Below are 20,527 nucleotides of genomic sequence, written 5' to 3'. Positions count from 1 at the left end.
AAAACATTCATTTTCAATCGCTTTCTTTCAAAAAAATTCATAAAAAAACCATCATTTACTTTAACACAAATGATGGTTTTTTATGATTTAATTCGTTTTATTCAATAACTTATAAATTTCATTATTCACTTTACCAAAAGATGAGATGTTATTTTGAACGTTAGAAAAGAGCATAACATAGGTTTTCCCTGTGTGGCTAAAACTATTTGAGATGTTCCAGCCATTTAAAATGCCATGATTATTATAACTCCCTGGATCAACGTAAAAACCAAAGCCATATCCAGAGGAACTACCTTTTTTGAACATTTCGCGAAAACTCGCATCATTAATTAATTTTCTTTCAAAAAGTGCCTTATCAAACAATTGCATATCACTTGCAGACATATACATATTTCCAACACCAAATAATTGCGATAAATCAGGCATCGCGGGCGTTGTATAATTTCCATCTTTAGCTACATAATAGCCTACCGATGGATAAGGCTCTTTCTTAAATGTTTGATAAAAACCGACATGCTTCATTCCAGCTGGCTTGAAGACATATTTTGTAAGGTATTCTGCTAATGGCATACCACTAAGCTTTTCTACTAAATAAGAAAGGACTGTATAATTGGAATCCATGTAATACCACTTGCCTGGACTACGTGCGATTCCTTGTTTTTTAATATCATCTATAAGCGCTTGAGGCGTAATCGCTCCCTGACCTTCCTTATGTCCATTAATTCCAGATGTATGGGTCAAGAAATTACGTAATGTAATATTCTTCCCATTTGGAAAATCAGGTAAATATTTATTAATTGGATCATCAATTTTTAATTTTCCTCGTTCAGCTAATTGCAAAATAGCAGTCGCTGTAAAAGCTTTTTGCGCCGAGCCAACAAAATAAACCGTATCTGGATTGTTTTGTACTTTATTTTCTCGATTCGCTTCTTTATAACCTTTATTTAGCACTACTTTTCCTTCACGTACAATATAAGCTGTACCACTAAAACCAATACTTATCAAATATTTATCGATAGCTTCATTTTCCATAACTGTCTCACTTAGTTTGGTTTTTGCTTCTACTTTTTTCTTTGGCTTTTGTTCTTTAGATATACTCTTTGTTTGTTCTTTCGGACTCGGACTAGGTGTCTCATCGTGTGGAATAAATAATTTAATTACAGAAAAGATCAAGATCAGTAATATTAATATACTGAAAACACTTAACACCACTTGTCTTCTAAACTTTCTTTTTAATTGAACGCTTTCATTACGATTTCTTCTGCGTTGCTCCATCTTACCACTCCTGTCAATCATTAGCTAGTATGCAGAAAAGTTACTAAGCTATAATAAATGCTAACGCGAACAACTCCCCTTCTTTGTATGGTAGAGCAATTGCTATCATATTGCAATAGGTTATAAGTATGTTTAATAAAAATTTTTTAGGGAAAAATAAAAAGTCAAGAACAACTTTGAAAAGGAGATCGATCATATGGTTACAATAACAAAGGGCAAATTTGAAGGTTTACAAAGACTTTCTAATGATAAAGGAGTCATTGCCGCACTTGCAATCGACCAACGCGGCTCGCTCAAAAAAATGATTCAAGCAGCAAAAGGAACAGAAAGCAAAAAAGATGTCGAAGATTTTAAACAGCTCGTTTCAGAAGAACTTACACCTTATGCCTCAGCAATTTTGCTTGATCTTGAATATGGAACGCCTGCTATTAAAGCTAGACACGAGGGCTGTGGCCTTCTTACTTCTTATGAAAAAACGGGTTATGATACAACGATCCCCGGTAAACTTCCTGACTTAATTGAAGACCTTTCCGCTTTACGTATTAAAGAAAATGGCGGAGATGCAGTAAAAATTCTTGTTTACTATGATCCTGATGAACCAGCTGAAATTAATAATATTAAACACGCTTTTCTCGAAAGAATTGGCGCCGAATGCAAAGAGGTTGACATTCCTTTCTTCCTTGAACCCATTACTTATGATGCAAATATTGCTGATTCTGCTTCATTAGAATACGCAAGACTTAAACCAGCAAAAGTTAAAGCAGCCATCAAAGAATTTATTAAACCTCGTTACGGTGTAGATGTACTTAAATTAGAAGTCCCCGTCAATTTTAACTACGTCGAAGGTTTTACTGAAGGAGAAACTGCCTATTCAAAAGAAGAAGCAGCTAATCATTTTGAAGAATGCTCCGATTTAAGTACATTGCCTTTTATTTACTTAAGTGCAGGTGTAACTGCTAGACTTTTCCATGAAACCATCGCTTTTGCTAATCAATATCAAGTACAATATAGCGGCGTTTTGTGTGGCCGCGCAACTTGGAAAGATGGAATTAACGTTTACGGCAAAGAAGGAGAAGACGCTCTACGTAAATGGCTGCGCGCACAAGGGAAAGAAAATATCACCTCACTCAATAAATTATTAGACGAAGGTGCTGTTCCTTGGTGGACAAAATATGGTTCATTTGAGGATATCCATGTAATCGAAAAAGAATAATAAAAAAAGCAGAAGCAGTTTAAAGCTCTTCTGCTTTTTTTATTTTGTAATTTCGTTAATCAGATGAGTAGTTGCTAATGATTTTACTTCTTAACCCTTCTAAAGAATTGGTGCTTTATCCTCTTTTTTCTACTATTAGCGAATACAGCACCCGTTTAAGCTACTCTTTTGAAAGCTTTACACCATTCTATAAACATTTCGTCATAAGTTATGTGCTACATGATCCTGTTTTTTGTTATACTTAAAAATAGGAGGTGATTTTGTGGCAAACATTCAAGAAATTGCACGCCTTGCAGGTGTTTCATCAGCAACAGTTTCTCGCGTTATCAATAACCAAAATTATGTCAGCAAAGAAACGCGCGCTAAAGTCCAGCAAGTAATTGATAAATTAGACTATGTCCCTAATTTAAATGCCGTTTCGTTAAAAAAAGGGACCACAAAATTAATTGGGATTGTTGCCCCAAGCTTTTCAGATTCACTTGCCGTTTTCATTCGTAGTTTCACAGCTTCTGCCCAAAATCATGGCTACAATGTCACTTTATTCATGACAAAAAACGCCCCTGATAAAGAGTTAGAGGCATTAGAAATGTTACGTCGCAAACAAATTGACGCGCTTGTTCTCGTTATTCGCCTAAATGACTGGGAAACAATCGAACCTTACACCAAATATGGACCAATTGTTACTTGGCAACGTGTTGAAAATAAAAAAATCCCCTCTGTTTTTATGAATCAATATGATGGATATAAGCTAGGCTTAGAGCACCTTTATGCCCAAGGATTCCGAAAAATCATCAATGTGTATGGCCTCACAAAAGGCCTCAACACACAAAGTAGAATTTCTGCCTACCAGGATTTTTGCCGCCAAAAAAAGATAAACCCAACTGAGTTTCTGCATTTTCACGGTATGGGAACAAGATCAGATGGTGAAAAAATAGCTCACTGGTGGCTAAATGAAAAAAATAAACCAGATGCCTTTATGACACCAAATGATGCTTTTGCGGCAGGGCTGATAACAGAAGCAAAGCGCCTTAATATCAATATCCCTTCTGATTTTGCCGTATGTGGATTCGATAATATCGAGATTGCACACCTACTTAACATGACAACCATTGATTACCCCGTTGATAAGCAAGCTGAAAACGCCTTTACAATCATTCAAAATCAATTAACAGCTACAAAAAAATCACTCAAAGAATTACAGTTCAGTTTAATAAAAAGATCAACAACATGAATCTTAATCGGCATTTTTATCATTTTGTCGTCGGATCTCTTTTGCTAACCTTTCAATCGTATAAAGTGCTGGAAGTTGTGAGGTGATATTTGCGTCATAATACGTTTCTTTATTAATATAATACGAAATATTCGCATCTGATAAACGTGCAATTGTTGATTTAGCACTATTGGTAATCGAAATAACTTTACATTGCTTGATCTTCAGTTGATGAATATAGCGAATAATATCTCGATTCTCCCCTTCTACAGAAATGGCCACCAAGCTAATTTTAGTAGCTAAATGGCTTGAAAGATGATCAAACGGATGATTTAGTGGATCTTCAATATGCAAAGCTAATGTAAACAAAGAAGAAAAATAAAGAGCCCCGTATCCTGCAATAACACCTGATGCTCCAATGCCAACAAATAAAACTAAATCGATATTTTTTAAAATTTGCGCAACGCTTTGAAGTTGTCTTTGGAATTCTGGTTCTCTCGTTCTTTTTAAAAAGTCAATATACGTTGTTTCATCAGCTGTATCAATTTGCGTTGCTTTCTTCTTCTCTGTGTAAATCTGCAATTTTACGCGAAATTCAGCAAATCCACTGCACTTAAACTTCCGGCAAAAACGTAAAATTGTTGTTGTACTAACGTGGACAACATCTGCTAAATCACGAATACGCATATAAATCACCTTATCCAAATTAGCCGCTACATAATTATAAATATCCAGTTCAGTGTCATTTAATTCAATATGTTTATCCAAAAAAAGCATAATAAACCCCCACATTTCCAAGCTTACTAGTCTTATTTTATCATGTAACAACTCGTTACTCAATCGTAACGAGTTCCTACTTAAGAAATGTTTTCCAACTGCATGAAAACAGCTAGCAATTTTTGCTGTTCATTTTTATACTAAAGAAAACGGTATCATAATGGAGGAGTTTCAAATGAAAAAAGGACTTAAAATCGCTACAATTGGCGGAGGATCTAGCTATACACCTGAACTAATTGAAGGATTTATTAATCGAAAAAATGAACTTCCCGTACGCGAAATTTGGTTAGTTGACGTAGAAGCCGGAAAAGAAAAATTAACGATTGTCGGTGATCTCGCTAAACGCATGGTTAAAAAAGCAAAAGCAGATATTACGATCCACTTAACCCTTGATCGCCATGAAGCTTTAAAAGACGCTGATTTTGTTACCACACAGCTCCGTGTAGGGCTTCTTGAAGCACGTATCAAAGATGAACGAATTCCAAACTCTCATCATGTGATTGGTCAAGAAACAAACGGCCCAGGTGGAATGTTTAAAGGTCTTCGCACAATTCCTGTTATTCTCGACATTTGTAAAGATATGGAAAAGCTCTGTCCAGAAGCTTGGTTAATTAATTTTGCAAATCCTGCTGGAATGGTTACAGAGGCCGTCTTACGCTACAGCAACCAGAAAAAAGTAGTCGGGCTTTGTAACGGTCCAATTGGTATTGAGCGAAATATCGCTGAAGTACTTCATGTAAACCCTGAAGAAATTTATGTCGAATTCGTCGGCTTGAATCACATGGTTTTTGCCAAAACGGTTTATTATCAAGGAAACGATATAACCAAAGATGTTGTTTATAAAATGACCGAAAACGATTCTGGTTCAACTTTAAAAAACATCCACGCTACAGGTTGGGACAAAACATTTTTACGTACATTGAATATGATTCCAATCGATTATTTGCGTTATTACTGGCAAACAAAAGAGCAGCTTGAAGAGCAAAAAAAAGCTTACAAAGAACACGGAACCCGCGCTGAAGTTGTAAAAAATGTTGAAAGTGAACTCTTTGAACTTTACAAGCAAGAAGAACTAGCTGAAAAGCCAAAACAACTCGACCAACGCGGTGGTGCATATTATAGCATGGCTGCCTGCAATCTCATTAATTCTATTTATAATGACAAACGCGATATCCAAGTTGTCAACACCAAAAATAATGGTGCCATTTTAGACATTGATCCAAACTCAGCCGTTGAAACAAATTGCGTCATTACAAAGCAAGGGCCCATCCCGCTTACCAGTGGATACCTTCCAGTCGCTATTAGTGGGATTATTCAACAAATTAAATCTTTCGAGCGATTAGTAGCAGAAGCCGCTGTAACAGGAGATTACAATAAAGCCTTACTTGCAATGACAATCAATCCATTAACTCCAAGCGACAATGAAGCTCACGTATTACTTGATGAATTACTTGAAGCCCATCAAACCTATCTACCACGATTCTTTAAAAAAGAATAATAAATGGCTCGTTCTATTTAACGAGCAATTAAAACATCAACCATAGCACGGGCTAAAATATAGCTTGAAACACTTCCAAGTACAACTCGTTCTACACGATTCATTCCCGTTGCACCAACAATAATTAAATCTGCTTCAAATTTTTCTGGAATTTCCTTTGCCAAAAGCCGCTTTGGGTTCCCGCTTTCTACATACGTTTTCACCTCAGGAACCCCTGCTTTTTCTGCTTGATTTACGTATTCTTTTATTTGCGTCGTAACCCTTTCCATTGCTTCTTTTTCAAGCGTTCCATCATAAGAAACATTAGGTGAGAATGAACGCAAATCAACAATGCTAGCAATGCCAAGTGTAGCCTGATATTTTCCCGCTAAGTCAAGCGCTTGCTGAAATGCTTTGTCTGCTTGAGTTGAACCATCTATCGCAACGAGAATTTGCTTATAATTTTCCATAAAACTGCTCCTTAGTATACGTCTTTACTATTCTTTACCCATAATCAAGCAGGCTCATACACCTTTTTCAATAAAAATTTATGTTATACTAAAATAGAGAGGAGTGGAAATATTGGAAAAACGATTATTCATTCAAACAGGATTTGGTGTGGATGTTCATGGTCAAAATATAACAAAAGCTGCCAAACGAGCTGTCCGTCACGCGATTTATCATAATTCGATGGCAGGAATTGAAGCGATGCTACCTGGACATGATTTAAATCAAATGGTTGTTAATGTTAAACTAGCTATCCCTATCGATAAAGAAAAGCTAGATCACGATGCGATTAAATCCTTAATTCCTTATGGTACAGTAACGATTGAAATCGTGGATGGTGGAATGCTAACAACAAGCGGTATTTTTTTAGCTGATAAAAATGATGTTAATGACTTGATGTACATTGTCAATGCTTCTGTTGAAACAGGTTACTAGTTTTGCTAATTAGCCATTGACAAAATAAACATCTTTTCGCTATACTAAATTTGCTGGACAAAAGGGGGCATTAGCTCAGCTGGGAGAGCGCTTGCATGGCATGCAAGAGGTCAGCGGTTCAATCCCGCTATGCTCCACTTACACCTTTAAAACGTTGGTATAAAGCCATTTTAAATTACGATTGAATGTGCTTTTCATTCAATTTGTCAATCAAAAAAATGCTAATTGCTGAATTCAAAACAATAACGATCAGAGATATTTTTAAAAATTATCCTTATTACAAATGAATGATATACACTAAAGATGGAGGAATTTTAAATGGCAGAAACTACTTTAGAAATGAGAAATGGAAGAACGTCTTTTTTTGATGGAGGACTATTCCAATACATTGGCTGGACGATATTAGGGGCTATTGTCACACTTTTTACTTTAGGTATTTGCTACCCTTGGGCTTTATGTATGATCTATGGATGGAAAATTAATCATACTGTAATTGAAGGAAAGCGAATGAGATTTAATGGTTCCGCTGTAGGCTTATTCGGAAATTGGATAAAATGGTTGCTACTGACCATTATAACTCTTGGTATTTACGGTTTTTGGGTATTTATCAAGCTTGAAGATTGGAAAGCTAAAAATACTGTTTTTGAAAACTGAATTTAATACTAATTAAAAGTCACCCTTTTTCGTTTGGGTTCTTGTTTTTTATTCTCTCAATTTTTATTTCATAGCTTTCAAAAAAGACCGGATTAAATGTTTCCTAAATAACTTAATAGCTTTTACAAAAAGAGTCTAGGGCAATCATCCCAGACTCTTTTTTAAGACCACGTGATTGATTCAAAGACTACTTAGCAAGCTCGTTGTTAAAAGCCTCTTGATCCCAACTTGCTAAGTTACGGCCTTCAATAATTGAAATTAATTTATCAGCATAGTTTGGATCGGTTGCATATCCATCTTGTTTTAATAATTTAGCGACTTCTTTATAATCTCTTACACCAATTAAATTTTGATAACGTGGTTTTTGTAAAAATATGCCATGATCAATCATACTTTCTTTTTTGGAAGGATATTTCCTAAACTTATCTTCAATCTTTATCCACTTACCATCAATAAATTCCTTCGTCGGCATCATAACATATTGGCCATTATATTCCCCTTTAATACCAAAAAGATTATTTGCGTTTTTAGATAATTTAGATCGCCCCATCCACTCTCTAAAATTGCTTGAGCAGCTGTAATCGAAGGAATCACTTGGTATTCCTTCCATCCTTGTATAGCTCCTTCTTTTATTTCAGATAAAAATTGAGACGGATTGGTATCTCTTTTAGTTCTTAGCTTCCCGTTTTCCATATAATATCCTGGACCTATATCAGCATTCGATGTGAGCGCATCTGTATTCACAGAATTAGCTTCTGCTTTTAGTGAAATTCCCCCCGTTAATGTTAAGCTTAAAAACAATGCTACAGTAAATACTAAAATTCGTTTCATTCAAATCTCTCCATTCATTTTTATTTTTTTGATTGCGTTTTCATAATAGCATACTAAATGAATAGATAGAAATGAAAAATGTAATTAAATGTTTTTTTATATCACGTATATGCATTTTAAACATGATTTAAATGAAAAACAAAGTAATTATTCGATATAATATTACTTTATTTCGCAAAAAAGAAGAATGATTAATCCTACTTGAATTCTTTTAATTTGTTTTTTATTGTAGCTCTAGTTATTACGCTCCAACCAGCCAACTTAGTCGTGCAGATTATTTAAACCGGTACAATATCATAGGCTTAAATCGAGCTTGCTTATACGAATTTTTAGGGATAAAAATTAAGAGACGAAAAAAGCTGCACCACAATGGGTACAACTCTTTCCAGGGCAATCAATATGTACCATTGCTCGCACGTAATAATGGCCCCTGTTCAATAACTGGTACTAGACCAACAACACAGCCTTCTTACCATCATCTAAATTAATCTCTTTTTCTTGAATACTATAACTGTTTAAGTCAAATGATTCTAAAATATTGTCCACTTCTGTCCCACCTACTTCGGCTGCATTTGCTTTTACACCGTGTAAATTCAGACACAGTAGAAAACCAGCAACCAAAAGTCCTAAAATTGTTAACAACTTTTTCATGTTAATTTCTCCCTTTTGGCGTTTATGTCTTACCTTTTTACGGTAGCATAAAAAATCGGATACAAAAACCAAAAATGTCGTGAAATGTTCGTTTCTCATCATAAACGACAAATGTAAGCACAATTACCATAAATATAGTGCATTAGATTCAATATTATTAATAAATAAAAATCCTTGCGATTGGGACCTAGCGTTTTATCAGTGTGTCTTTTTGTTGAATTTATTTAATTTCAATTTTTAAATCTTGCTATTAACTCTTTAAATCTTTTCCGTAAAAGTTTATCCCACTTTATTGGGATAAATGGAGCCAAAAGAAATTCCAATTTTACTTCACTACTTTCAGCTGGATAACTCGATACAAAAGTTCTTGGAGAGATGTAAAAAGATACTCTGCATTCTTTATTTCTATTATTTTTATATCGGACATTCAGTTGCATTACTGGAACAAAAAATTCATTCTCGTATTTACACATTTTGCTTAAAAAGATAAAGTTCAACAAGACTATAAGATTATTTGGGAGGGCCACATTAAACTTGCCTTTTCCTGCCAAATAATCATGAGCTTGCCACCTTGTCTTATAATTAAAAATTTGGCCAATGGTTTTACTACTACTACGTTCTACAATTAAAAAATCTTCTTTATTAAATTCTATTTCTAAACCCTTTTCTTGCTCTGTTATTGCTTTATTTTTTTCAATATATTGTGATAAAACTTTTTTATTTATAAGATCAAATTGGTATCGAATATCATGAGCTGCTTCTGTGCCTAAATTTTGAATGTTTATATAGCTACTGGAAAACTCTTCTTTCCATTCAATTTGATTCTCTAGCTTCCATTCATCAAAAATACTTACTATTGTTTGTTTGATACTCTCAATCCTAACTATCATTTTAACTTTGTTCGAAAAACGGGTGTATCTAAACTGGAGTATAGTAATAATGAGTGAACAAACAGCTGCTATCGCTGAACCAATTCCACTTATAGGGCCCCATTGAATATTCAAAGTGCTTACTTCTTTCAATATATCTTTTAAAAATTCCAATACTATCACCCTTTTTAATCTAAATATAACAAGTAAAAGCTACTTACTCAAATATAAACAGATAGAAAAAAGGAGTTTCCTTAGTTATAAATCAGTAACTATTCCCTTCATCAGGGAACAGTTGTAGCAGGTATAGGATGCTAAACAAAAACGTCTACCCTATTCTGGAACCCCAAATTTTTCTTCAGCTTGCAAAGCAGCAATTTATAAAGAAAGGAAGTGAAGTACAGATATAAACAATTGATTTCCCTTCACTTCCACATTATCAGAATACCTTTTTCCTCTAACATATTTCTACCAATCTTAAACTTTCTCTGTTTTTCAAAGTTTATATTTCTGTTTACTTTTAACACTATATTGGTATATTATTAATAGAGAACTTAAATTTTTATTTTATTAAGGAGGTATTCACATGTATAAAACTCAACAAAGTGATAATTTCTCTAATTTTATCATTGGGATGGGTAAAATTTTAGATGTGAATTATATTAATATTTCCAAACTGAAGAAACCACCTCAAATAAAAAGTGATTATGAGTCTGTTAAATCCGATTGGGAAAAAGTAGGAAAGGATATCGAATATGGCATCACAGAATATCGAAAAAAATACGAGCGTTGAAAAAGACTGTAATGATGTGGCGTTAGAAGAAGTTCTCGAAGCTGATGAAGCTGTTGGTCAAATTTTAGAAAAGATGAGTGACAAAACACGATTACTCGTTGAACAGAAAGTTGAAAAAACTTTATATAGCGGACCTTTACCTCCTGCTGATCAAATAAAAAAATACGAAGAAGCTATGCCAGGAGCTGCAGACAGAATTTTCAAAATGGCTGAAAATCAAGCGACTCATCGTCAAACAATGGAAACGGAAAAGATGAGCCTAACTAAAGATTTGAATCAAAGATTGGTTAAAAATGAAATAAAAAATAACTCTCGAGGATTACTATTTGGTTTCATTATTACTCTTGTGTTTGCGTTTGGCGGTTTCTTATTAATCTTATTAGATAAGCCTGTATCAGGTTTTGTTTCTCTTATTGTCACTGTCGCATCTTTAGCAGGAGCATTTATTTATCGAAAAAGAAAACAGCAAGACGACGATAACGAAAATCATCAAGATGATAAAAAGGACGAATAGTAGAATCCCTATTCGTCCTTTTTTAGAAGTTAAACAATAGAGACCGCCTTTATAAACTTCCGCAAATTTTAATAAAACATCTGAAAGTTTAGATACAAAAGCTCGTTCCAAACAAAAGTTTTTAATTTGTTCTTGCATATACAAACCTAATTTGCGTATTTAATCAATTTCCAAGCGTTTAGGACATTCTAAAGTTGATATGACACTAAATGTTTATATACATCTCACAGAAAAAATACTAAAAACCAAAACGACGAAAAAAGCTGCACCACAACGGGTACAGCTCTTTCCAGCGCAATCAAAAGGAGAAATTCACACAATCAAATAAAGGGGGTATTTGTTTGTGATTTATTTCACGGTAATACTATATCATATTATTTTTTCAAATTCAACTGTTCACAAACTTTTTTTGCCTTTTTTATTGCGCGATCGTTACCTACTTATGATTACTTTCAAATGGATATTGTTTTTAAAACTAATAATATAGCGATGTATACAAAAAAATAGCTGAATATAAGTAAAACAAAAACAGCTATTATCTTAAAAAAATAGCTGTTTTTATTTTAAAATTTTTTATCTGAGACAAGTTTTCACAATCATTATACTAATTGTTCTAGCTCATCTAGACGTTTTTCAAAAACTTTTAATGCGTCTTCAATAAATTTCGATGTCGTCATGTCTACTCCTGTGCGTTTCATAATTTCAATTGGATAATCTGAGCTCCCCGATTTTAAAAACGTTAAATAGCCAGTAACAGCGGAAGCTCCTTCTTCAATAATTTTAGTACTAAGAGCTGCAGCTGCAGAATAGCCCGTTGCATATTGAAAAACATAATAATTCATATAAAAGTGAGGTATTCTTGACCATTCATAACCGATTTCTTGATCATATGTCATTGCCTTACCATAATATTTTTCATTGATTTTAAAATATAAATCTGTCAGAAATTCTGCTGTTAAGGCTTCACCATTTTGATCAGCTTGATGGATGGCATGTTCAAAATCGGCAAATTGGGTTTGTCTGAAGACTGTACCTTTAAAGCCATCGAGATAGTAATTAAGCAAATAAGCTTTTATTGTTTTGTCATGATTGTATTTCTTAAGTAGGTAATCCATCAATAAATTTTCATTTGTAGTTGATGCAATTTCAGCAAGGAAAATAGAGTAATCGCCATATACATAAGGTTGATTTTTACGTGTGTAATAACTATGAACGCTATGGCCTAATTCATGTGCTAAAGTAAATACATTGTTAATATTATCTTGCCAATTTAATAAAATATAGGGGTTTGTACCGTAAGCTCCTGAAGAATAGGCGCCACTTCTTTTTCCTTTATTTTCGACTACATCAATCCATCTGCTGTTAAATGCTTTTTCTAAAATCGATTGATATTCTTCACCTAAAGGCTTAAGACCCTCTAACACTACCTTTTTTGCTTCATCATATGTAAACTCAAGCTTTACATCGCTTAAAAGTGGTGCATATAAGTCATACATTCTTAGCTCCTTTAAATTGAGTAAATCTTTTCTTAATTTGATGTATCTGTGAAAAAGAGGTAGATGAGCTTTTACTGTTTTAAGGAGTGTGTCATAAACAGTTTCTGGGATATGGTTATTAGATAGTGCTGATTCGCGTGCAGACTGGTAACCACGTGTTCTAGCATAAAAGTTGGCTTTTTTTATTTGACCGTTAAGCGTTGAAGCGAGCGTGTTTTTTAATCCGCCGTATACAGAATAAATCCCTTTAAAGGCAGCTTCCCGAACGTCCCTATTCTCACTTTCGATTAATTTTCCGTATCTGCCATGTGTGATTTTAATATCTTTTCCAGTCTCATCTTTGATTGTTGGAAATGCAATATCAGCATTATTTAATGTATTGAATGTCTTTGCTGAGCTTCCAAGTACTTCACTGGCACTCGCTAAAATCTTTTCTTCTTTTTCTGATAAAATATATGGTCGATTTAAGTTTAATTCATTTAATAAATGACGATATTTTTTTAATTCATCACTTTCTGTTAAGAAAGAGTCTAATATTGGTTCATCAATTGCTAAAATTTCAGGATCAAAAAACGCTAAACTTGAATTGACTTTTGCGATTAAACTACTCGCACGACCATAAAAACCTTGGTATTTGGCATTTGTTGTATCCTGATCCATTTTAAGGTGTGCATAGACATATACATTCTCTAATTGATTAAATAATCGATCTCGAAACTGCAAAGCTTGTAATAAATTTGTCGCACTATTTTTTAGCGTTCCTTTATAGCTTTCACTTTGCTTGTTCAACTCTTCAACATTTTGGAATGCCTCTTCCCATTTTTTATCACTTGAAAAGATTGTTTCTAAGTCCCAAGTAAGTGATACTGCCACATATTCTCTTAACGGTAATTCATTTTTATCTTTAGGCATACTGCTTCCTCCAAACATATTGTTTACTTTTTATTATGCGGTAAAAAAGGGGAATTTGCAAAAATCAAGATCATTAATAGGTACTAAAGGGCTCCATTACTAACATTTTTTGCTTCAACATATAGCAACCACGACTTATCTCAACGCAAATCCCTTCGCGTTCCAAATAGCTCAAATATTCATCTAATAATCCGAGTGATTCAAATGGAGCTAGAGCGATCATTTTTTTTGGATGAACGATATTAGAATAACGTTTAACAAGCTGTTCTTTGGCAAAACTCTCACCAACTTCCAATCGACCAAAAAAAGAATCATAGAGAAAAAATTGCCATTCAATAGCAGGCGTTATAACTAAAAATTGTTTTGCTAAAGTAATACCCACTTGCTTTGGCAAAGACTGTAGATGATAACCAGCTTCATAAACTTTACGCATGAATAGCCCACGTGATTTAAACTTCGCGTAATAGTAACAGATCTTTTGTCTCTCTAATACTCTGTTTCGCTTCACATAAAATTCATGATACTTCACCCTTTCAATTCGTTCATACATTTCTTTAAGTGATAGAAAAAGGGGCAAGTGCATGACAGAACTAAAAAAGCGATTACCAGATTCATACGTGAGATGATATAACAATATAAATTCGCGATTTTCCGTATTATAAGTAAGTAAATAATAACCTAAACGGCGATCCCACTTAATAAATGATTGCTGAAAAATCGTTAAATGATAACGTCCTTTAATACACGTTAAATCTTGTGCTAAAATCCAATAGACCTTTAGTTGAAGCTTTTCATAATCAATTGTTCTGGCACACATCTGGCTAATAGGGATGGTAGAGCATTGCAGCTCGAGTACGGTATGATCATCAACAAAAATATCTGCTTGTCTTTTAATGTCTTTAAAAAAATACTCTAAATTAACAGGCATCCCCTGCAACAGCGCCCAATTAGAAATCTGGAACTTCCCGCTCAAGTGATGTTCGCTTTCTGGCTCGGATGAAAAACGGCATTTACTAGAATGGCGATGGGCAAAATGTGGTAACTTTTTATCACCTGCTTTGATAAATAATTCTTCACCACAACTCAAACAAAAATAATGATATGAACTGGATTTCAAATGAGTAGCATTATTTCGAGTAATTGTAACCCATTCACCCTGTGTGTTCTTTGCTGTAAACAAATAGATCCGCTCCTTTTTCCGTTTATTTTCTTATTCTCTAAATGCGCCTAAATTCCTCTCCAAAATCCGGAAAAAGCAAAAAAACCTGCTTTATGTATTTTTACACACATAAAGCAGGTCAAAATTAATTATTTTATTTGAAATAGTGTTTAACTTGAGATAAGGCAGGCGTATCTAAGATGAGTTTACCGTATTCCTCTAGAATATATCCAGTTAAATTAGACTCATTCCCGTATTCTAGTAATATACTTACAACATTGTCAATGTTTGTTTCATCATACTGTGTTTCTGGAAACTCTACGTGTAAGAGATATTTGTTTTTATAGTAGTATAGTTTCGTTACTAAAGATTCCAGACCTACTGCTTGACTCATCGTAACGATATCTTCAAAGTCGCGGAACTCCAGTATAAATTCGAGTGTGTCTTCTTCATTCACAACTTCTCTTTTTGCTAAATTGAAATTTTCTTCTAGCATTTTTTCAATACGCTCTTCTGCAAGTTCATCAGTTTCAGGTAGCGTTAAATCAAAGCCACCTCCATTTTTCCCTGCAAGATTTGCTTTTGTTACAAACACTTCAAGCCCATTTTTTAGAGCCTGCACTTGAATCCAGAGCGGACCTTCAGGAGAGAACTCTTCTTCAAATTTCAACTCATCCATCATTTCCCAGAAAAGCTCTTCACTTTTCTCGCGGTCATACCAAACATCTTCTTGGTTGAACCCGCGTTCTTCCAAATCCAGATAAGAGATATAAAATTTTATTGTATCTTCATTAATTCGTTCAATTTCCATCGTCACACTCCCCCTTCCTAATTAGTCATTGACAATGAAGGGCAAACTTTTTTCTAGTTATATTGTAGCTCAAAAAATAATTTTATACCACAATTTAACACATAATATCTCAAAAATAATGCAATCACCAGAGAAATTGCTTAAAAATCTCACTTATTCGTAAAAAAATTACCGAAATCAGAAACTATCTCGGTAACTTTTCATATAAAATTAATTAACCATTTTCTGAGCTTCACGAAGCTGATAAGTACGCACTTTTCTTGGTAAAAAGCGGCGAATTTCATCTTCATTATAGCCCACTTGCAATCGTTTTTCATCAATGATAATCGGACGGCGCAATAAACCAGGGTTCTTTTGAATAAGTTCAATTAATTCTTGCAGTGGCAAACTGTCTAAATCAACGTTTAATTTCTGAAAAGTTTTCGAACGAGTTGAGATAATCTCATCTGTACCATCTTCAGTCATCCGAAGAATTTCCTTAATTTCATCAGGGCTTAGTGGTTCTGAAAAAATATTTCTTTCTTTGTAAGGTATTTCATGCTCTTCCAACCATGCACGTGCTTTTCGGCAAGATGTACAACTAGGTGAAGTGTATAACGTTACCATTAGACATTCACACTCCTTATAGGTTTATTATTCCATTCACACAAACGAAATTCTCCATTTGGAAATCGCTAAAAGAATTTACTCCCTTATTATACACTAAAATCATATATTTCCATATACTATTTTAAAATTATTTCCAAATAAATAGAACCGTTCCAGTAAATCAATTATTATAAGGTACCCTAATTATCTTTTATTCAAACTAAATTTGTATCAAAAGCAACTTTTTAGTAGCTATTATAAGCGAAACTGGTTCTGCTATTATTCATTTTACAACATTTACAAGCTTCTCATGTTTTTCTTTATAGATTTCTATTTCTTTCTCTGAACAATAAACAAAATGTCCTGGCGCAATTTCGCGCATCTTCAGTTCTTCGTCTGCTTGATATTGATGAATTCCTGGATCATACGTTTTTCTTACACGTGTTCTTTCATAGTCCGGATCCGGTAATGGAATCGCAGAAAGCAGTGATTCTGTGTAAGGATGAAGTGGCGCCTGATATAATTCATTGGCATCAGCTAATTCAACTAATTTACCAAAATACATAACACCAATGCGATCACTAATATATTTAACCATTGATAGATCATGTGCAATGAAAAGATAGGTTAGGCCTTTTTCTTTTTGCAATTCTTTCAACAAATTAACCACTTGTGCTTGAATTGATACGTCAAGTGCTGAGATAGGTTCATCTGCAATAATAAATTCAGGCTGAACCGCAAGTGCACGAGCAATTCCAATACGTTGGCGTTGCCCGCCTGAAAATTCATGTGGATAGCGTCCAGCATGCTCTTTGCTGAGTCCGACTGTTTCCAGTAACTGATAAACACGCTGATTGATTTCTTCTACGGAATTAGCTAAACGATGAACTTTGATTCCTTCTGCAATAATATCACGTACTTTCATACGTGGATTAAGCGAGGCATATGGATCCTGAAAGATCATTTGCATTTTACGACGAAATTCATGAAGCTCTTTACGTGATTTTTTCCCATGAACATTTTTCCCGTCGTAAAGGACTTCACCGTCTGTTGCATTGTATAAACGGATGATCGTTCTCCCAGTTGTAGATTTACCACAACCAGATTCGCCAACAAGCCCAAGCGTTTCTCCCTGATAAATATCAAAGGAAATATCGTCTACCGCTCGAACTTCATAAGGTTTTCCCTCGTTAAAATATTGCTTTAAATGATGAATTTCAAGTAATTTTTTTCTTTCACTCATTAACCTCTACCCCCTTTGCATGAACAGCTTGCATACCTGGATGAAGTTCGGCAAATTGTTTCTGCCGGCGTAACACAGCATCAGGCGGAGTCACTTCAGGTGCATTTGAATGAAGCAACCATGTCGCTGCAAAATGAGTATCCGAAACTTGGAACATTGGTGGTTGTTCTTCTAAATCAATTTGCATTGCATATTGATTCCTTGCCGCAAAAGCGTCTCCTTTAGGCGGTTTGAGCAAATCAGGAGGTGTGCCTGGAATAACAAATAGTTCTTCGTCTGCTGTATCAAGTGTTGGCATTGAACTGATAAGCCCCCATGTATAAGGATGTTGAGGGTTATAAAAGATTTCATCTACTGTACCAATTTCGACAATTTTACCAGCATACATAACAGCAACCCGATCAGCAACATTTGCTACAACGCCGAGGTCATGTGTAATAAAAACAATCGAGGTATCAATTTTTTTCTGTAAGTCTTTCATCAGCTCGAGAATTTGTGCTTGGATCGTTACATCAAGTGCAGTTGTTGGCTCATCAGCAATTAAAATTTGTGGGTTACAAGCAAGTGAAATTGCAATCACCACACGTTGTCTCATCCCACCAGAAAACTGATGCGGATACTGTTTAATTCGTTCTTCAGCATTTTTTATACCAACTAATTGCAGCATGCGCAGTGCTGTCTTCTTTGCTTCTAGCTTGCTGATTTTTTGATGTTTAATGAGTGGCTCAGCAATTTGTTTTCCAATGGTCATGGTTGGATTAAGCGAGGTCATTGGATCTTGGAAAATCATTGCAATATCTTTACCACGAATTTTCTGCATTTGCTTTTCAGAAGCAGTTGCTAAGTTTTTTCCGCCAAATAATATTTCACCCGACTTAATTTTGGAATTGCTTTCTGGAAGAAGTCGCATAATCGCTTTGGTTGTTACCGATTTCCCAGAACCGGATTCACCAACAATCGCAAGCGTTTCACCTTTATATAAATCAAAGTTTATACCACGAATCGCTTGAACTTCGCCAGCGTATGTGTGAAAAGAAATATTTAAATCTTTTACTTCTAGTATTTTTTCCATATTCCTCACCTCTTTCTAATCACGCATTTTGGGATCAAAAGCGTCACGTAATCCGTCCGCTACAAGATTAAATGCAATCATGATGATACATAGAATGATCGCTGGATAAAGCACCATGTAAGGTAATACTTGCAATGTTTTATATCCATCGTTAATCAGTGTCCCAAGAGAGGCTGCTGGTGCTGGGAGCCCTAAACCAATAAAGCTTAAGAAAGCTTCAAAAAAGATCGCATTTGGAATACTAAACATCACATTGATGATGACTACACCAGAAATATTTGGTAATAAATGTTTAATCAAAATTTTAGGTGTTGATTCGCCAAGTGTTGTTGAAGCTAAAATAAATTCTTGGTCTTTTAATTTTAATACTTGCCCTCTGACAACCCTTGCCATTGTTATCCAGCTTGTCATTGCAATAGCAATAATAATCGAAATAATTCCCGGATTAAGAACGAGTAACATTAAAATAACGACAACTAAATTAGGTATTGCTGAAATAATTTCTAAAATACGTTGCATGATGTTATCAACTCGACCACCAACAAAGCCAGAAATCAAGCCATAGGTGACACCAATTATTAAATCACAAAGTGCAGCAACAACGGCAATAATAAGTGACACACGCGTCCCTGCCCAAATGCGAGCAAATTGATCACGTCCTAGCGTATCACTTCCTAACCAATAATAGGTTCCTTCTTTGACACCTTTTTGTTTATATACATCAACGCTTGCATCGCCAATCTTTTGATGCCCATTCCAAAATGGCATGTGATCAAATCCCGGTATTTTAGGTGGCAAACTAGCATAGGGTGTATCTTGATAATTAACACTATTTTTAGGCCCTAAGTTTGGCGATAGGTACTGACCAAAAATCGCCATGATAACAATCACTCCTAGTACAATAAGCGAAACTAAGGCTGCTTTATTTTTGCGAATCCGAAGCCATGAATCTTGTAAGAAAGTTAAGCTAGGTCGACTAATCTTTTCTGCTTCAGCTTCTTTTAAATGTGCTGGTTGAAATAATTCTTTTGCAATCTTATGTTCAGTCATCAGCGCTTCCCTCCAGACACACGAATTCGCGGATCAATAAGTCCATAAAGAATATCAACAATTAAAATAATAAGAATTAACATTACGGCAAATAAAATGGTGGTTCCCATAATAACCGGATAATCATTCGTTTGAATAGAGGATACAAATTGACTCCCAATTCCTGGGATACCAAAAATATTTTCGATAACGAGCGATCCAGTCATAAGGGATACTGAAAGCGGGCCAAGCACTGTAACTAGTGGGATTAAGGCATTACGAATCGCATGTTTTAGTGCGATCTCAGTGCGACTATTTCCTTTTGCTTTGGCTAAGAGAATGTAATCAGATGCAAAAACATCAATTAATTCCGTTCTCATGAAACGAGCAGCGGTTGCAAGTGGAAACATCGCTAGAGCAAACGCAGGTAGAATCGACTCAGCAAATGAACCCCATCCAGCGACAGGCAGCCATTGCAATTTTGCTCCAATCCAGAACTGTAAAACGGTGGCAAAAACAAATGAAGGAATGGATTTTCCAAGGATAGCAATAAATGTGCTAGTGTAATCTGGCCACTTGTTTTGATACATTGCAGCAATGACACCTAGTATAACTCCAAAAAACAGACCATATATCATTGCTTCAAGCGCAAGTATAACAGATGGTCCAATCAGTGCACCAAGGATTTCTGAGACGGGCCTGTTATCAAGTTGAAAAGAAACACCTAAATCACCTTTAACTAAATTTTTCATATAATTGGCATATTGTAATGGCAACGGATCATTCAAACCATATTTTTCATTCATTATATGAATTTGTGTATCAGATAATTTTTCTTGATTGCGATATGGTGTACCTGGCAAAAATTTCATCAAGAAAAATGTGACAGAAGCAATAATAAAAAGCGTAATTAACATATAAAATACACGTTTCAATGTATATTTTGCCATTGAATTATACACCTCCAAAATTTATTTTCATTCAAAAAAAGCAGTCTTTTACTTTAATTCA

The 20,527-nt window shown here is 34.7% G+C and carries 22 protein-coding genes and 1 tRNA gene; 8 read left to right on the top strand and 15 right to left on the bottom strand.

The window, feature by feature from the left end; genetic code table 11:
• Window positions 1-87: 87 nt before the first annotated feature.
• Window positions 88-1,275, bottom strand: coding sequence for a serine hydrolase domain-containing protein (locus G6Q10_RS01205; RefSeq protein ID WP_163652047.1), 1,188 nt, complete (start codon window positions 1,273-1,275; stop codon window positions 88-90).
• A gap of 196 nt (window positions 1,276-1,471) precedes the next feature.
• Here G6Q10_RS01205 and G6Q10_RS01200 point away from each other — a divergent pair, with 196 nt between their 5' ends.
• Both G6Q10_RS01200 and G6Q10_RS01195 read left to right on the top strand, forming a co-directional pair.
• The gene (locus G6Q10_RS01200; RefSeq protein WP_163652045.1) at window positions 1,472-2,488 is read left to right on the top strand and encodes a tagatose-bisphosphate aldolase; all 1,017 of its coding nucleotides are present in this window, start codon (window positions 1,472-1,474) and stop codon (window positions 2,486-2,488) included.
• Between the two features lie 262 nt (window positions 2,489-2,750).
• Window positions 2,751-3,719 carry a LacI family DNA-binding transcriptional regulator gene (locus G6Q10_RS01195; RefSeq protein WP_163652043.1) on the top strand — a complete coding sequence of 323 codons (969 nt, stop codon included), beginning with the start codon at window positions 2,751-2,753 and terminating at the stop codon, window positions 3,717-3,719.
• A gap of 3 nt (window positions 3,720-3,722) precedes the next feature.
• Here G6Q10_RS01195 and G6Q10_RS01190 read toward each other — a convergent pair whose 3' ends face one another.
• A complete protein-coding gene (locus G6Q10_RS01190) occupies window positions 3,723-4,475 on the bottom strand; it encodes a MurR/RpiR family transcriptional regulator (RefSeq protein ID WP_163652041.1) in 753 nt (250 codons plus the stop codon).
• 175 nt (window positions 4,476-4,650) lie between these two features.
• Here G6Q10_RS01190 and G6Q10_RS01185 point away from each other — a divergent pair, with 175 nt between their 5' ends.
• On the top strand, window positions 4,651-5,973 hold the full coding sequence (locus tag G6Q10_RS01185; protein WP_163652039.1) for a 6-phospho-beta-glucosidase: 1,323 nt from the start codon (window positions 4,651-4,653) through the stop codon (window positions 5,971-5,973).
• Between the two features lie 17 nt (window positions 5,974-5,990).
• Here the strand turns inward: G6Q10_RS01185 and G6Q10_RS01180 are convergent, their stop codons facing one another.
• On the bottom strand, window positions 5,991-6,422 hold the full coding sequence (locus tag G6Q10_RS01180) for a universal stress protein (RefSeq protein WP_163652037.1): 432 nt from the start codon (window positions 6,420-6,422) through the stop codon (window positions 5,991-5,993).
• 112 nt (window positions 6,423-6,534) lie between these two features.
• Between G6Q10_RS01180 and G6Q10_RS01175 the strand changes: the two genes are divergently transcribed.
• The 3 genes from G6Q10_RS01175 (at window position 6,535) to G6Q10_RS01165 (ending at window position 7,548) form a co-directional block, all read left to right on the top strand.
• A complete protein-coding gene (locus G6Q10_RS01175) occupies window positions 6,535-6,894 on the top strand; it encodes a Lin0512 family protein (protein ID WP_163652033.1) in 360 nt (119 codons plus the stop codon).
• Between the two features lie 64 nt (window positions 6,895-6,958).
• Window positions 6,959-7,031, top strand: a tRNA-Ala gene (locus tag G6Q10_RS01170).
• Between the two features lie 181 nt (window positions 7,032-7,212).
• On the top strand, window positions 7,213-7,548 hold the full coding sequence (locus G6Q10_RS01165) for a DUF898 family protein (protein ID WP_163652031.1): 336 nt from the start codon (window positions 7,213-7,215) through the stop codon (window positions 7,546-7,548).
• Between the two features lie 187 nt (window positions 7,549-7,735).
• Here G6Q10_RS01165 and G6Q10_RS01160 read toward each other — a convergent pair whose 3' ends face one another.
• The 4 genes from G6Q10_RS01160 to G6Q10_RS01150 form a co-directional block, all read right to left on the bottom strand.
• Entirely contained in the window at window positions 7,736-8,098 is a 363-nt protein-coding gene (locus tag G6Q10_RS01160; protein WP_197914070.1) for a glycoside hydrolase family 73 protein, read from the bottom strand.
• Entirely contained in the window at window positions 8,020-8,379 is a 360-nt protein-coding gene (locus G6Q10_RS10020; RefSeq protein ID WP_197914069.1) for a glucosaminidase domain-containing protein, read from the bottom strand. Before G6Q10_RS10020 ends, G6Q10_RS01160 begins: the two co-directional genes overlap by 79 nt.
• A 447-nt stretch (window positions 8,380-8,826) precedes the next feature.
• Window positions 8,827-9,030: a hypothetical protein gene (locus G6Q10_RS01155; RefSeq protein WP_163652029.1), complete on the bottom strand. Its 204-nt coding sequence runs from the start codon at window positions 9,028-9,030 to the stop codon at window positions 8,827-8,829.
• A gap of 230 nt (window positions 9,031-9,260) precedes the next feature.
• On the bottom strand, window positions 9,261-10,073 hold the full coding sequence (locus tag G6Q10_RS01150) for a hypothetical protein (RefSeq protein WP_163652027.1): 813 nt from the start codon (window positions 10,071-10,073) through the stop codon (window positions 9,261-9,263).
• Between the two features lie 412 nt (window positions 10,074-10,485).
• Between G6Q10_RS01150 and G6Q10_RS01145 the strand changes: the two genes are divergently transcribed.
• Window positions 10,486-10,692: a hypothetical protein gene (locus G6Q10_RS01145; RefSeq protein ID WP_163652025.1), complete on the top strand. Its 207-nt coding sequence runs from the start codon at window positions 10,486-10,488 to the stop codon at window positions 10,690-10,692.
• A complete protein-coding gene (locus G6Q10_RS01140) occupies window positions 10,655-11,206 on the top strand; it encodes a DUF2335 domain-containing protein (protein WP_163652023.1) in 552 nt (183 codons plus the stop codon). The genes G6Q10_RS01145 and G6Q10_RS01140 overlap by 38 nt, the downstream gene beginning before the upstream one ends.
• A gap of 599 nt (window positions 11,207-11,805) precedes the next feature.
• Here the strand turns inward: G6Q10_RS01140 and pepF are convergent.
• From pepF to opp3b, 8 genes are all read right to left on the bottom strand, one after another.
• The gene (gene pepF / locus G6Q10_RS01135; RefSeq protein ID WP_163652021.1) at window positions 11,806-13,614 is read right to left on the bottom strand and encodes an oligoendopeptidase F; all 1,809 of its coding nucleotides are present in this window, start codon (window positions 13,612-13,614) and stop codon (window positions 11,806-11,808) included.
• Between the two features lie 73 nt (window positions 13,615-13,687).
• Window positions 13,688-14,794, bottom strand: coding sequence for a competence protein CoiA family protein (locus G6Q10_RS01130; RefSeq protein ID WP_163652019.1), 1,107 nt, complete (start codon window positions 14,792-14,794; stop codon window positions 13,688-13,690).
• A gap of 133 nt (window positions 14,795-14,927) precedes the next feature.
• Window positions 14,928-15,584 carry an adaptor protein MecA gene (mecA, locus tag G6Q10_RS01125; protein WP_163652017.1) on the bottom strand — a complete coding sequence of 219 codons (657 nt, stop codon included), beginning with the start codon at window positions 15,582-15,584 and terminating at the stop codon, window positions 14,928-14,930.
• A 210-nt stretch (window positions 15,585-15,794) separates the two neighbouring features.
• Window positions 15,795-16,190, bottom strand: coding sequence for a transcriptional regulator SpxA (gene spxA, locus G6Q10_RS01120; RefSeq protein WP_163652015.1), 396 nt, complete (start codon window positions 16,188-16,190; stop codon window positions 15,795-15,797).
• Between the two features lie 265 nt (window positions 16,191-16,455).
• Window positions 16,456-17,415: an ABC transporter ATP-binding protein gene (locus tag G6Q10_RS01115; protein ID WP_163652013.1), complete on the bottom strand. Its 960-nt coding sequence runs from the start codon at window positions 17,413-17,415 to the stop codon at window positions 16,456-16,458.
• Window positions 17,408-18,487 carry an ABC transporter ATP-binding protein gene (locus G6Q10_RS01110; RefSeq protein WP_163652011.1) on the bottom strand — a complete coding sequence of 360 codons (1,080 nt, stop codon included), beginning with the start codon at window positions 18,485-18,487 and terminating at the stop codon, window positions 17,408-17,410. Before G6Q10_RS01110 ends, G6Q10_RS01115 begins: the two co-directional genes overlap by 8 nt.
• Window positions 18,488-18,502: 15 nt before the next feature.
• On the bottom strand, window positions 18,503-19,537 hold the full coding sequence (gene opp3C, locus G6Q10_RS01105) for an oligopeptide ABC transporter permease (RefSeq protein ID WP_163652009.1): 1,035 nt from the start codon (window positions 19,535-19,537) through the stop codon (window positions 18,503-18,505).
• Window positions 19,537-20,466: an oligopeptide ABC transporter permease gene (opp3b, locus tag G6Q10_RS01100; protein ID WP_163652007.1), complete on the bottom strand. Its 930-nt coding sequence runs from the start codon at window positions 20,464-20,466 to the stop codon at window positions 19,537-19,539. Before opp3b ends, opp3C begins: the two co-directional genes overlap by 1 nt.
• Between the last annotated feature and the right edge of the window lie 61 nt (window positions 20,467-20,527).

Source organism: Listeria sp. PSOL-1 (genome assembly GCF_902806445.1).
GTDB lineage: Bacteria > Bacillota > Bacilli > Lactobacillales > Listeriaceae > Listeria.
The sequence above is the reverse complement of the archived record's forward strand: the minus strand, read 5'-3'. Positions and strand labels throughout refer to the sequence as shown.

Coding starts and splice junctions, on each gene's coding strand:
- G6Q10_RS01205 (WP_163652047.1), bottom strand. CDS start 1,275: ATGGAGCAACGCAGAAGAAATCGTAATGAAAGCGTTCAATTAAAAAGA.
- G6Q10_RS01200 (WP_163652045.1), top strand. CDS start 1,472: ATGGTTACAATAACAAAGGGCAAATTTGAAGGTTTACAAAGACTTTCT.
- G6Q10_RS01190 (WP_163652041.1), bottom strand. CDS start 4,475: ATGCTTTTTTTGGATAAACATATTGAATTAAATGACACTGAACTGGAT.
- G6Q10_RS01185 (WP_163652039.1), top strand. CDS start 4,651: ATGAAAAAAGGACTTAAAATCGCTACAATTGGCGGAGGATCTAGCTAT.
- G6Q10_RS01180 (WP_163652037.1), bottom strand. CDS start 6,422: ATGGAAAATTATAAGCAAATTCTCGTTGCGATAGATGGTTCAACTCAA.
- G6Q10_RS01165 (WP_163652031.1), top strand. CDS start 7,213: ATGGCAGAAACTACTTTAGAAATGAGAAATGGAAGAACGTCTTTTTTT.
- G6Q10_RS01160 (WP_197914070.1), bottom strand. CDS start 8,098: ATGGGGCGATCTAAATTATCTAAAAACGCAAATAATCTTTTTGGTATT.
- G6Q10_RS10020 (WP_197914069.1), bottom strand. CDS start 8,379: ATGAAACGAATTTTAGTATTTACTGTAGCATTGTTTTTAAGCTTAACA.
- G6Q10_RS01155 (WP_163652029.1), bottom strand. CDS start 9,030: ATGAAAAAGTTGTTAACAATTTTAGGACTTTTGGTTGCTGGTTTTCTA.
- G6Q10_RS01145 (WP_163652025.1), top strand. CDS start 10,486: ATGTATAAAACTCAACAAAGTGATAATTTCTCTAATTTTATCATTGGG.
- G6Q10_RS01140 (WP_163652023.1), top strand. CDS start 10,655: ATGGCATCACAGAATATCGAAAAAAATACGAGCGTTGAAAAAGACTGT.
- pepF (WP_163652021.1), bottom strand. CDS start 13,614: ATGCCTAAAGATAAAAATGAATTACCGTTAAGAGAATATGTGGCAGTA.
- mecA (WP_163652017.1), bottom strand. CDS start 15,584: ATGGAAATTGAACGAATTAATGAAGATACAATAAAATTTTATATCTCT.
- spxA (WP_163652015.1), bottom strand. CDS start 16,190: ATGGTAACGTTATACACTTCACCTAGTTGTACATCTTGCCGAAAAGCA.
- G6Q10_RS01115 (WP_163652013.1), bottom strand. CDS start 17,415: ATGAGTGAAAGAAAAAAATTACTTGAAATTCATCATTTAAAGCAATAT.
- G6Q10_RS01110 (WP_163652011.1), bottom strand. CDS start 18,487: ATGGAAAAAATACTAGAAGTAAAAGATTTAAATATTTCTTTTCACACA.
- opp3C (WP_163652009.1), bottom strand. CDS start 19,537: ATGACTGAACATAAGATTGCAAAAGAATTATTTCAACCAGCACATTTA.
- opp3b (WP_163652007.1), bottom strand. CDS start 20,466: ATGGCAAAATATACATTGAAACGTGTATTTTATATGTTAATTACGCTT.